The 12,888-nt window shown below is 39.5% G+C and carries 12 protein-coding genes; 6 read left to right on the plus strand and 6 right to left on the minus strand.

The window, feature by feature from the left end:
* Positions 1 to 9: 9 nt before the first annotated feature.
* Positions 10 to 168, minus strand: a complete 159-nt coding sequence (locus ACQ2HF_RS15605) for a hypothetical protein (protein ID WP_432411351.1) — start codon at positions 166 to 168, stop codon at positions 10 to 12.
* A gap of 203 nt (positions 169 to 371) precedes the next feature.
* On the opposite strand from ACQ2HF_RS15605, the gene ACQ2HF_RS15610 reads away from it, so the two are divergent.
* On the plus strand, positions 372 to 860 hold the full coding sequence (locus ACQ2HF_RS15610) for a ferritin-like domain-containing protein (protein ID WP_432411352.1): 489 nt from the start codon (positions 372 to 374) through the stop codon (positions 858 to 860).
* 86 nt (positions 861 to 946) lie between these two features.
* On the opposite strand, the gene ACQ2HF_RS15615 is transcribed toward ACQ2HF_RS15610, so the two are convergent.
* Positions 947 to 1,954: a M28 family metallopeptidase gene (locus ACQ2HF_RS15615; protein WP_432411353.1), complete on the minus strand. Its 1,008-nt coding sequence runs from the start codon at positions 1,952 to 1,954 to the stop codon at positions 947 to 949.
* A 219-nt stretch (positions 1,955 to 2,173) separates the two neighbouring features.
* On the opposite strand from ACQ2HF_RS15615, the gene ACQ2HF_RS15620 reads away from it, so the two are divergent.
* From ACQ2HF_RS15620 to ACQ2HF_RS15640, 5 genes are all read left to right on the plus strand, one after another.
* Positions 2,174 to 3,559, plus strand: a complete 1,386-nt coding sequence (locus ACQ2HF_RS15620; protein WP_432411354.1) for an MBL fold metallo-hydrolase — start codon at positions 2,174 to 2,176, stop codon at positions 3,557 to 3,559.
* A gap of 26 nt (positions 3,560 to 3,585) precedes the next feature.
* Positions 3,586 to 4,044, plus strand: a complete 459-nt coding sequence (locus tag ACQ2HF_RS15625) for a GNAT family N-acetyltransferase (RefSeq protein WP_432411355.1) — start codon at positions 3,586 to 3,588, stop codon at positions 4,042 to 4,044.
* A 39-nt stretch (positions 4,045 to 4,083) separates the two neighbouring features.
* Positions 4,084 to 4,893, plus strand: coding sequence for an MBL fold metallo-hydrolase (locus ACQ2HF_RS15630; protein WP_432411356.1), 810 nt, complete (start codon positions 4,084 to 4,086; stop codon positions 4,891 to 4,893).
* Positions 4,894 to 5,036: 143 nt separating this feature from the next.
* Positions 5,037 to 6,770: a LytTR family transcriptional regulator DNA-binding domain-containing protein gene (locus tag ACQ2HF_RS15635; protein WP_432411357.1), complete on the plus strand. Its 1,734-nt coding sequence runs from the start codon at positions 5,037 to 5,039 to the stop codon at positions 6,768 to 6,770.
* Between the two features lie 179 nt (positions 6,771 to 6,949).
* Positions 6,950 to 7,411, plus strand: a complete 462-nt coding sequence (locus ACQ2HF_RS15640; protein WP_432411358.1) for a response regulator transcription factor — start codon at positions 6,950 to 6,952, stop codon at positions 7,409 to 7,411.
* A gap of 10 nt (positions 7,412 to 7,421) precedes the next feature.
* On the opposite strand, the gene ACQ2HF_RS15645 is transcribed toward ACQ2HF_RS15640, so the two are convergent.
* The 4 genes from ACQ2HF_RS15645 to ACQ2HF_RS15660 form a co-directional block, all read right to left on the minus strand.
* Positions 7,422 to 9,452, minus strand: coding sequence for a prolyl oligopeptidase family serine peptidase (locus tag ACQ2HF_RS15645; protein ID WP_432411359.1), 2,031 nt, complete (start codon positions 9,450 to 9,452; stop codon positions 7,422 to 7,424).
* 120 nt (positions 9,453 to 9,572) lie between these two features.
* Positions 9,573 to 11,264 (minus strand): energy-dependent translational throttle protein EttA, encoded by a 1,692-nt coding sequence (ettA, locus tag ACQ2HF_RS15650; RefSeq protein WP_432411360.1) that lies wholly within the window; start codon positions 11,262 to 11,264, stop codon positions 9,573 to 9,575.
* 249 nt (positions 11,265 to 11,513) lie between these two features.
* On the minus strand, positions 11,514 to 11,690 hold the full coding sequence (locus tag ACQ2HF_RS15655) for a CAL67264 family membrane protein (RefSeq protein WP_432413109.1): 177 nt from the start codon (positions 11,688 to 11,690) through the stop codon (positions 11,514 to 11,516).
* 322 nt (positions 11,691 to 12,012) lie between these two features.
* A complete protein-coding gene (locus ACQ2HF_RS15660) occupies positions 12,013 to 12,882 on the minus strand; it encodes a pirin family protein (RefSeq protein ID WP_432411361.1) in 870 nt (289 codons plus the stop codon).
* Positions 12,883 to 12,888: the final 6 nt, after the last annotated feature.

The raw sequence follows: 12,888 nt of genomic DNA on the forward strand, positions 1-12,888 counted from the left end.
TAGCTAGAATTAAGCGTTGTCTCGCGGTTGGTGCTGCTCTCTTTTGTCTTTTACCTGCTCGTTAATTTTACGACCATCTGCATCATTGGACTTCTTGTCAATTGCACTATCTTTCATACTGGTTTTGTGCGCATCTTTTCCTGGTATTTTTTTGTCTTCGGTACTCATAGCTTTTTTGTTTTAAAAATTATACCTTAAATATACGCGTATCACTTCTGAAGTAGAACTTCATTAATATTCTTTAACACCTAATGTTAAACACTTCTCAATTAGCAATTTGCTAAGAGTTTTAGGTAGTATAGATTTGTATCTTTAATGTAACTAAAATCCGCTGGATACGTATTTAATTATTCAGCACAAAAAAACAAACTATGAAAACGACAAAAGAAAAAGCAGATCAAGACATTCATGATAATCTTGTAAATAATCTTCAGGAACTTCTGGAGAAAAACTACGATGCCGAAAAAGGATTTACCAAGGCAATGAAAGATGCCAAAAATAATAACCTGAAGCAGTATTTTAAATACCAAGCAGCACAGCGTAGCCAATTTGCCAATGAGCTTACAAACGAAATTATAAATCTGAATGAAACTCCAAAAGAAAGTGGTAGTACCACTGGAACACTTCACCGTGCATGGATAGATATTAAAACATCGCTAAGCGGAGACAAAGACGAAGCCGTATTGGAAGAGTGTATTAGAGGTGAAAAAGCAAGTGTTGAAGAATACGAAGAGCGTTTAAAAGAAAATCGTTTCCCAACACAGATTGAAAGCACGCTATCAAATCAGAAAACCCGTATCCAAAACACGCTTAATAAGGTGAGAACCTTAGAAGATCTGGCAGATAATAGCTGGAGCTAAGCTTAAATACCACAAATTAAAAACCGCGCTATCTTACAAAATAGCGCGGTTTTTTTATAGGTACTAGTGAGCGTCCTAAAAATTACTTATAACTTATCTGCTGTAATACGTCCTTCACGGTTGGCTACTTCCCAGGCGGTCTGGAAAATAAGTCTGGTACGCTTAGTATACAATTCGTATTCTATCTTGTCTGGTGTATCGGATGCTTTGTGATAGTCCTCGTGTACTCCATTAAAATAAAAAATAATTGGAATGTTGTTCTTGGCGAAGTTGTAATGGTCGCTGCGGTAGTAGAAACGGTTAGGATCGTTTTCGTCGTTAAACTTATAATCCAATTCCAAATCGCTGTATTGCTTAGCAACAGCTTCCGAAACATCGTGAAGTTCCTGGCTTAATTTATCACTACCAATTAAATACACATAATTAGGCGAATCCTTTTTATCCGGATCTATACGACCAATCATATCGGTGTTTAAGTTAGCTACTGTGTTGGCCAATGGAAATATGGGGTTATCGGTATAATATTTTGAACCATACAATCCTATTTCTTCACCTGTAACGTGTAAAAATAAAATAGAACGTTTAGGACCATTTCCGTCTTTTACTGCTTGCTGAAAAGCTTCGGCCATTTCTAACATAGCAATGGTTCCACTTCCGTCATCATCTGCTCCATTAAAAACCTCCCCATCTTTTATCCCTACGTGATCGTAATGCGCAGAAAGCACCAGAATTTCATCAGGCTTTTCGCTTCCCTTAATAAAGGCAACCACATTTTCAGAACTCTTTGGTTCTTTCATTCGGTTAAAATACTCTGCCGGAATATTTTGATAGTAATTATTAGGCTCCACGGGTGCCGAAATTCCCTGATCCTGGTAAAAATTACGAAGGTATTCTGCCGCCAGTTTTTGTCCTTTTTCTCCAGTCATTCTTCCTTGCATCTCATCGCTGGCAAATTCGTATAAGTGTGTTTTCAGCTCTGCTGAAGTTATCGTATTTGCATAATCTTCACGAGACATGCTCTTGCCTTTGTTTGTTTGAGCGGAGTTACATCCTACTGTTAACGTTGTTAAGGCTGCTAAAAAAAGTACTTTCATGTATTTCTGTTTAAATTATAATACTTGTAAAGATACAAAGTGTCATGAAAGTGTTAAGCCGTTGTTGTTGATTTTGGGAAATAATTGACACTTCTCCTTCGGCTTTGCTCAGAGTAAACTTCCCTGCTCGATTACTTTAAACGCCTGTCTCTTGTCTAATACAAAATTATCGGGATAGGAAAGAACAACAATACCTATCTTTGTAAAAACTTTGAGGAAATGAATGTTGAGCAAATATACACAGGCTGTTTAAGCCAGGGAGCATACTATATTGAGAGCAATGGAGAAGTTGCCGTGATAGATCCGCTACGGGAAACCAAACCCTATCTGGATCGTGCCCAGCGGGACCATGCTACGATTAAGTATATATTTGAAACACACTTTCATGCCGATTTTGTAAGTGGTCACGTATCGCTAAGCGAGGCTACTGGAGCGTCCATTGTTTATGGTCCCAATGCCAACCCAAGTTTTGATGCTATCATAGCTGAAGACGGGCAGGAATTTAAAGTTGGGAACCTTACCCTTAAGGTATTACATACCCCTGGACATACTATGGAAAGCACTACCTATTTGCTGAAAGATGCCAACGGAAAAGACTACTGTATCTTTAGTGGTGACACGCTGTTTTTAGGGGATGTTGGAAGACCAGATCTTGCCCAAAAAGGTGCCGATATGACTCAGGAAGACTTAGCAGGCATTTTATTTGAAAGCCTGCGGAATAAAATAATGGTCCTGGCAGACGATGTTATTGTGTATCCTGCACACGGAGCAGGTTCGGCTTGCGGAAAAAACATGATGAAGGAAACCGTAGACACCTTGGGCAACCAAAAGAAAATGAATTACGCGCTCCGGGAAGACATGACCAAAGAGGAATTTGTTACCGAAGTAACCGATGGACTCTTACCGCCTCCTTCATATTTTCCTTTAAACGTAAAGATGAACAAAGAAGGCTACGATAATATTACCGAAGTACTGGAACGAGGTACTAAAAAATTAAGCCCACAAGAGTTTGAAACACTAGCCAACACTACTGGCGCTGTGGTACTGGATGTAAGACACCAAAAAGACTTTATGGAAGCACACATCCCAAGATCTATCTTTATTGGTATAGACGGCGGATTCGCCCCTTGGGTAGGCGCCTTGATCGCCGATGTGGAGCAACCTATTTTATTAATAGCCCCAGAAGGTCGCGAAGAAGAGACTGTAACAAGGTTATCACGCGTTGGCTTCGATAAAACCCTTGGATTTTTAGACGGCGGCATCGCTGCCTGGACAAACGCTGGCAAAGAAATCGATAGCATGCAATCTGTCTCTGCTGAAACCTTAAAGGAGCAACTAAGCAACAACGTTCCTGTTTTTGATGTTCGGAAAGATGGCGAGTTTGAAAGCGCACATATCCCTTCGGCCACACATACTTCATTGGAGTTTATCAATCAGCATCTAAGCAAGTTCCCAGGTGACGAACCTTTTTACGTGCATTGCGCTGGTGGGTATCGTTCTGTAATTGCAGCTTCTATTTTAAAATCCAGAGGAATTCATAATGTAATAGACGTAGCTGGTGGTTTTAAGGCAATTAAAGAGGCGGGGATTGAAGTAACAGCTTAACAACTTCTCCATAAAATAGTTTTACTATGCAACTGGTTCCCTATCATTCCAATTACGCAAACGCCTTTTATACTCTCAATATAGAATGGTTGGAAACTTATTTTTATGTGGAAGACTACGATCGTGACGTTTTAAGTGATCCAGAACACTTTATTATTAAACCAGGCGGTCATATCTTCTTCGCTGTTGAAAATGAAACTGTTTTAGGCACCGTAGCTCTACTGAAAAGAGGTAGCCACGCTTTTGAAATTACAAAAATGGCCGTATTACCTGAAGCCAGAGGAAAGCAAGTAGGACAAAAACTGATGCAGTATTGTATTACGTTTGCCAAAGAAAATAACTTTCAGCAGTTGTTCCTGTATTCCAATACTTCTTTAACAAATGCTATTCACATCTATAAAAAATATGGGTTTGTGAAAGTTCCTTTAGAGCAGCCTAATCCGTATAAGCGCAGTAATATAAAGATGGACTATAATTTTTCATAGTTAGCATTTCAGTTTGTATCTTTATAGAAAATCAGACCTATGAAGACGCCTATTATACTCTCGCTATTATTTGTGTTGTTTATTTCCTGTAAAGACAACAAAAAAGATCTTTCTGAAGTAGAAGAAAACACATCCACTAGTGAGCAATCCGAAACTGAAAACATTCCAGCAACTATTGGCATCACCCCTATTTCTCACGCTACGATGGTGTTGGACTGGGATGGCACTATAATTTATGTGGATCCTGTTGGTGGCGCGGAAGCATTTGCCGGACAGCCTACTGCTAACGTTATTTTAATTACCGACATTCACGGAGATCATTTTGATATGGAAACGCTGCGTGCTGTAACCGCAGCAGGGACAGGTATTATCGCCCCAAAAGCTGTAGCCGAAAAGATAGACAAAGCACTTCAAGCACAAATAACTGTTTTAGACAATGGCAACACTACAAAAATTAAAGGCATAGACACACTAACCTTTGAGGGCATCCCTATGTATAATTTACGCGAAGAAGCGCTTAAATTCCACGCCAAAGGAAGAGGAAACGGATATGTAATTGATGATGGAAGTCAACGTGTTTACATCTCTGGAGATACAGAAGACATTCCTGAAATGCGCGCTCTAGAAGATATAGACATCGCGTTTGTTTGTATGAACTTACCCTATACCATGACCGTAAAAAGCGCTGCAAGTGCTGTAGCAGATTTTAAACCTAAAAAAGTGTATCCATACCATTACAGAGGGACAGAAGGTTTGAGTGACGTAGCGATGTTTAAAGCCTGGGTGATGAAATCCAGCGCAGGCAAGGATGTTGAAGTTATGCAATTGGATTGGTATCCAGAACAATAGAAAATATTTATCCGTATTAACATAGCTAAATATCAAAAATTCAAATAGTTAGCCTTTTTTTGAGCTAATAGCCACATTGTTCGGGCAAATAGAGGTTTTTTTTTTCCTACATTTGAGAGGAATCAACTAGCATATCCCCTCTTATGTTCCTCCTATCTCAATTGCTTCGGATAATTTTAGTTATTTTTATTTTATGTGCTACCGCAACATCTTTTTCACAAAAGCTAAGTGATGCTACCGTAGAAAATTTAGTAAAAAGAGCCCGCGAAAACACAAACAACTCAGACAGTCTCAAAACCATTGGAACTCAAACGTTAGCCTATGCCACCAAAAACAATTTGGTGTTGGGGCAAATGGAAGCGCATTTTATGTTGGGATACGCTGCCTATCTTAAAGGTAAATTTAAGGAAGCTATTTTAGCATTCGACAAAGGCATAGACAAAGCGCCCCAAGATCCTACAACCTATCCCACGGCATACAGGCTTCTAAAAAACAAGGCTATCTCTTATGTGCGTTTAGGCAAACCAGATAGTGCCCAGGTTATCTTTAAAGAAGTAGTAGATCTTACAAAAGAAAGGAAAGATGCAAAAAACCACGCTTTAGCTTTAAATGATTATGCCATAGGGATAAAGAATAAAGGAGATTACAGCAAGGCGCTGGAGGTTTATGCCAGAACCATGGAACTATGGGATAGCTTGGGGGTGGATAAATATAAAACAAGTCTGCTTTTAAATATTGGACTGGCTCAAAACAACCTAAAGCAAACTGACCGAAGTATCCAAACATACCATGAAGGATTAACACTAGCAAAAAAGTATAAAGTAGATCGCGACATCTATCGTTTTTACAATAATTTGTCAGTCAATTATAATATTAAAGAGCAGCATGATTCTTCCCTATATTATTCCCGGAAAACCGCCGATTATTACCGAAAAAACAACAGCGGTGCTGCAGAAGCGCTAGCATATCAAAACATGGGTAAAGCCTTTATGGGGCTAGAACAAAAAGACAGCGCAAGCTATTACTACGCCAAAGCAGAAAAAAGTTATAAAAGCACAGATGCCAAAGCAAGGCTTGGCGAATTGTATTATTTAAGAAGTATTAATAACAGAAAAAAAGAAAATTACACCGCTGCCCTTCACTATTCAGACAGTGCAATAAACATCTTTAAAGAACTTACACTGGTTGCAAATTTAAAAGACACCTACGACCAGAAAGCTTTAATCTTAGAAGCCACCGGAGATTTTAAAGAAGCTAATAGCTATATAAAGGCTGCTAAAAAAATTGAAGATGAATCCTACAAGACTGAAAATGTAGAAAAGCTTAACGAAATCATCACCAAATACCAAGTTGAAAAGAAAGACGATCAAATTGACGCATTACATAGTCAAAAAGCTATTTATAAATCTACTTCTTTTATAGTAGGCGTGGCTTCCTTAGTGTTGCTTAGTATTGTGATTGTTTTTTGGGTTCGGAATAAAAATTCTAAAAAAGAGTTGGAAACATTACGGGAGGAGTTAAAAAACTACAAAGAAACTGCCGTAGCCGAAAATGCCTTAACCCTTATCCATCTAAAAAGTAAAGCAGTATTAAATACCAAAGAATTGCTTTATATAAAAAGTGATGGCCATTATCTTGAATTTTATAGTCAGGGAAGTGCTAAACCCGAAATTGACCGAAATACCCTTAAAGAAATGACAGAGCGTTTAACTTCTGAAGGATTTGCACAAATCCACAAATCGTATCTCGTAAATTTAGATTACATCCGCATCATTAACTCTACAAAACTTATGTTGGACGATGGGACTTGGTTACCGCTTTCCAGAACCTATAAACCAAAATTAAAAGAAACCTTATTACATACAGCTGCTACGTAGGTACTTTTAATAATTATTTCATGACCTATTTAATGTAATTCACGAAATACAAATAAATACACCCCTGTCATTCGTGACAACAAACACGCTAGTAGTGACATATATAGCTATGATACAGGAGATTTCATATAGTTTAGCGGTATCAACAACTAAACTAATTCACCCCTCAAATTTGAATTATGAAATCTCACACCTCATTAAGTTTACTGAAAATTGATTCAGAAAAACCACAAGCGGCACAAACATATTCGCCCAAAAAGCATATTGAAGTCTTTGCTGAAAAATTTCTAGCGTATCATTCAAAAATTCATACGGTTTCTGCTACCGAAGACAACATCCGGTATTTATACAAAGATACCACAGCGTTGAACAAACTTAAAAATATAGTCTCACTATATGAAAGTATTGAAACCAATCTTCAAAATAAAGGAGTGAATACTTTTGTAATTGCTTCCCTTACAATGCAGGAGCAAAAAATTATAGCTCTCATTGCCGAAGGGTTACAAACCAAGCAAATTGCCAGCGAACTATTTATTTCAGAACATACCGTACAGACGCACCGTAAGAACCTCTACAAAAAACTGAATGTTGATTCGGTAACCGATTTGGTGAAAATCTCTATGATGATGGCTGTTAACTAGTGCAGGTTTTTTACTTAAACTTTTCAAACCAGGCCAACGTATGTGCTACTTTGGTTATTAAATTACTAGGCCGTGCTGCTATGCCATGAGAGGCTTCTGGTATTTCTACTAACACAGTTTCTATTTTTCGTAATTTCAAAGCATGGTATAACTGCTTTGCTTCGCTTGGCGGCGTACGTAAATCGTCCATTCCTACCATCACCATGGTTGGAGTTTCTACATTTCCTACCAGCGAAAGTGGCGAGAATTTCCAGTAGTTTTCAAAGTTTTCCCAGGGTTGCCCTGGGTAACGAGAATTGGCATAGCCGTAATAATTATCTGCCACTAAAGTCTTGCTAATCCAGTTCATTACAGGTTTTGCCACTACAGCAGCTTTAAACTCGTTGTTTTTACCTATAATCCAAGCCGTCATTATTCCTCCTGCACTTCCACCTGTTACATATAAATGTTCTTTATCTGCCACACCTTTGTTTACCAATTCGTGTACGCCGTCCATCACATCGTTATAGTCGTCTCCAGGATAATTGTTGTATAGTAAGTTTCCAAATTCTTCCCCATAACTCGTGCTCCCCCGAGGGTTGGGATAAAACACTACATAACCAGCGGCTGCGTACAATTGAATTTCAGCCGAAAAATGAGGTCCATAATTTAAAATAGGACCCCCGTGATTTTCAACTAACAAAGGAGCGGGTTGTGACTTGTTATGATTTGGCGGATACACCACCCAACCTTGTACTTTCCGTCCATCTACGGTAGAGGTATACCAGATTTCTTCTACTTCTCCTAGGGTTCTGTAATTAAGTAAATCGTCATTTAAAGAGGTTAGTACTTCAACTGATTTTCCTTTTTTGGATAGCAATGCAACATCAGCCGGGCGATCTGTTTTTGAGATGGTATAGGCAATAGTTCCGTTGTTGGCTACTGAAAAACTTCCGCTCGCATACGGTCTTCCTAAGCTGGTTCCACCTACGTTTGTTATTAATTCAGTCAACTTTCCACTAAGGTCTAAATAGCCAAGCTTAGTAAGTCCTAAGTCGTTGTATTGCACATACAGCCCCTTGCTGTCGCTTGCCCAAACCGCATCGCTTATGCTTCGATCTATGTTGGACGTTAGTTCTTTCTTTTCAGATCCATCACTATTCATGAGGTGCAACTTTTCGGTCTGATAGGTTTGTACTTTATCTACAAAACCAAGGTAGGCTATATGCTTTCCATCTGGTGAAACCTGCGGAGAGCTGTCGGGCCCATTGGCATCCGTAAGCGCATTGATAACGCCTGTTTGGGTATTTACTGAATACACTTCACTATTTCTGAAATCATACTCCCAGTCTTCATTCCTATTGGCCGAAAAATAAATATTCGCACCAGTAGCGCCCCACGAAAGATTCCCGCTGTGATTAAAATCGCCCGAGGTAAGTTGCCGGGGTGCACCGCCTTCTGCCGAAATAGTAAAAATATGGTTAAAACCAGGTTTAAGATAGCCTTGGCCATCGGCTTCGTGCTTTAATCTGTCTGTAATTCGAGGTGCTTCTGCCCATTTTGCATCTTTGGGTTTTTCGGGCATTTTGGCTATCACGGGAGCTTTTGCATTCACTTTCATCGTAAAAGCAATGTGTTTTCCATCTGGCGACCAGGTTATATTTGATGGGCTGTTTTCTAATTGGGTTAGTTTTGCCATGGCGTTGGATGCGGTCCAATACACATATATTTCGGAACCATTATCCGTTCCACTCACAAAAGCTATTCTATCTCCACTAGGCGACCAGCGTGCCGAACTTTCATTGACCTCTCTAGACGTAAGTTTATGATGTGTCTTCGTATCACCTGTGCTCAAGAGCCACAAATCTCCTTTAGACTTATCTTCCATAATATCGAAGCCCGTACGCCGATACACCACATACTCCCCATTAGGTGAGATTTGCGGATCGCCAGCATATTCCAGCTGAAAGACATCGAGGTAGTCAAATGGTTTTTGGCTTTGGGCGTTGAGCTGAAATACACTCAGGATTCCAGCAATAAGAAAAAGTTTCCATATAGTCATAGGAGAAAAATTTGAAGTTTAAAGATAAGGGGTTTGAACGGGTTGTTCAAATTGAACCTATAGAAAAAAGCCCTCCTTTTTGATTTAAAAGGAGGGCTTCGTTTTACTTTGGCTGAAAAGTTATCTAATCAACTTCTTATATTTAATACGTTTCGGAATTAAATCACCACCCAGACGTTTCTTTTTATTCTCTTCATATTCACTAAAGCCTCCTTCAAAGAAGTAGACCTGGCTATCGCCTTCAAAAGCAAGAATGTGTGTACAAACTCTATCCAAAAACCAACGGTCGTGACTAATCACCACGGCACAACCCCCAAAGTTTTCCAAACCTTCTTCTAACGCTCGGAGTGTATTTACATCCAAATCGTTCGTAGGCTCATCCAGTAATAACACATTTCCTTCCTCTTTCAATGTCATCGCCAGATGCAAACGGTTACGTTCCCCACCCGAAAGTTTAGAAACTGTTTTGTTTTGTTCACTTCCGCTAAAATTGAATCGGCTTAAATAGGCTCTGGAATTTACTTGCTTCCCTCCCATCATTACAAGCTCTTGCTCATCGCTGAAGTTTTGCCAAATCGTTTTTTCTGGATCAATATTGCTATGACTTTGATCTACGTAGGCAATCTGAGCGGTTTCCCCTACGGCAAAGCTTCCTTTGTCGGGTTCAATCTCATTCATAATCATTTTAAAGATGGTGGTTTTACCAGCACCGTTTGGCCCAATAATCCCTACAATTCCCGCCTGTGGTAATTTAAAATTTAAATCTTCGTATAATATTTTGTCTTCAAAAGCTTTACTCACGCCAGTTGCCTCAATCACATTGGTTCCCAATCGCGGTCCGTTAGGGATATAGATTTCCAGCTTGTCGTCCAGTTGCTTCTGGTCTTGGCTCATTAATTTATCGTAGTTCTGTAAACGTGCTTTTTGTTTCGTCTGTCTTCCTTTCGCACCTTGGCGAACCCATTCCAATTCACGCTCTAAAGTTTTCTGGCGCTTGCTGGCTGTTTTTTGTTCCTGAGCCATTCGCTTAGATTTCTGGTCTAACCAAGAAGAATAATTCCCTTTCCACGGAATACCTTCTCCTCTATCCAATTCCAAAATCCAACCCGCAACGTTATCCAGGAAATACCTGTCGTGCGTTACGGCGATTACTGTCCCCTTGTATTGTGCTAAATGATGTTCTAACCAGTGTACGCTTTCGGCATCCAGGTGGTTGGTAGGCTCATCCAGTAATAATACGTCAGGTTCTTGCAATAACAAGCGGCACAAGGCCACTCTGCGGCGTTCTCCACCTGAAAGTACACTAATAGGTTTATCGCCATCTGGCGTACGTAGCGCGTCCATAGCAATTTCTAATTTGGTGTCCAGTTCCCAGGCGTTGGCAGCGTCAATTTCATCCTGAAGCACGGCTTGTCTCGCCATAAGCTTCTCCATTTTATCGGCATCACTATAGACTTCTTCCAGACCAAACATATCGTTAATCTTGTTGTATTCGTCCAGAATGGCCACTGTTTCGGCTGCCCCTTCCCGTACAATTTCGATAACGGTTTTGCTTTCGTCCAATTCTGGCTCCTGCTCCAAATACCCAACGGTATACCCTGGTGCAAAGACTACATCTCCCTGATAATTTTTTTCTACGCCTGCTATAATTTTCAGCAACGTAGATTTACCACTACCGTTGAGACCTAAAATCCCAATTTTGGCACCATAGAAAAAGCTTAGGTATATATTTTTTAAAACGGGTGTTTGTGCGCTCTGATAGGTCTTGGTTAGACCAGACATTGAGAAAATTACTTTTTTATCGTCGCTCATAGTTAGTTTATTGAGTAATTAAGTTGATTAAGTGATTGGGTTACATCCTTCCTTACGCTAGATGGAATACGCCTTAAACAAATGAAAATTACTGCTTCGCAAAATAGTTATTTTCATTTGTTTAAGCCCCCGTTGCATGGGTATTTACATTCGCCCTTTTAGTTTCGATTAGTACGATTTAAATATGTAAAAATAGCTATAATGAAAGGTAGCGATTTTTACATATTTAAACCACCCATTGCTTGGGTTTTACATCCTACCTTTTAGTGCATTAAAAACCCATGCAATGGCAAAAAAGCCAATTCCTACGGCTGCGAAGCCCCATCCGGCAACATCGTCATATCTAAAGGCTCCAAGCGCAATGAGCGCACAGCCAACTACAATCATTATAAATGTGGCCCATGCCAATACTGTATTTTTATTCATCATAAGTCTAGTGTTTTGGGCGTTTCCCTATTTCGCTGTCATACTTCCAGCTACATAGGGCCAGGCTTTCGCTACTCGCTTTTTTAGTTTGTCTCCTGCGGTTACAAACTAAAAAGAGCTCAAACATACCGCTCAATCCCTAACGCAAATTAAGATTCAAATATAGTAGAAGGATGGTATAAGACCTGTCGTTTTTAATTCAAAAATTAGTATAAAACACCCAACCAATACAAGAACCAGCTATATTCAATATCATATATCTTTATAGCCCGACAAATATCGGATTTTTATACAAAAAAAGCACCCAAAGGATGCTTAATTGTTAGCTGGGTAAGAATCCCATTTTGCCCTGTTTATAATCGCGTAAGGCTTCCATAATTTCTGTTTGGGTGTTCATTACATACGGCCCCCAACTTGTCACTTTTTCGTCAATGGGTACTCCAGACAAAAACAGCAAAGTACTTTGAGCAGTTGCCTGAATCGAGAATCCTTCGCCATTTTGCTCAAACCATACCAATTGGTTTTCATTCAAGGCTAAATCTGTGTTGCCATTAATACGTACATCTCCTTTTATGAGGTATATAAGCGAATGATGGTTCTTTGGAACCGCCACTTCATACCTCCCTCCTTCACTGGCCGTTATCATAAAAGCATTTACGGGAGTTTGTGTAGCAATTCTACCATAGGTATCTTCCAACTCTCCAGCAATGATTTGGATTTTCACTTTTTCATCTTTCGAAGTTACCACTCTAAAATCTTCGTTTTTTTCGTGTTGATAGGCAGCAGGCATCATCTTTTTGGCTGCCGGTAAATTAAGCCACAGTTGAATTCCTTCTAAATCGCCTCCTTTTTTCACAAACTCCTTTGTTGGGCCTTCGGCATGCATAATACCGCGTCCAGCGGTAGTCCATTGTACGTCGCCTGCTTTTACAACACTTTCATTCCCTAAAGAATCTCTGTGCAATTGTTCTCCCTGAATTAAAAACGTAACAGGTTCAAAGCCACGATGCGGGTGTGGTCCTAAATCGAAAGGATTGTTTAATTCATTAATAGGATACGGTCCGTAATGATGTAATAATATAAACGGATCTATCATTTCAATTTCTGAGGTGGGGATGGGTTGTCTCAATTGAATGGGGCCCATATTTACAAAATCGCTACGTCCAATTTTTTTTATGCTGTTTAGTTTCATCTTTGT

The sequence above is a fragment of the Rasiella sp. SM2506 genome (assembly GCF_050859505.1).
Classification (GTDB): domain Bacteria; phylum Bacteroidota; class Bacteroidia; order Flavobacteriales; family Flavobacteriaceae; genus Marinirhabdus.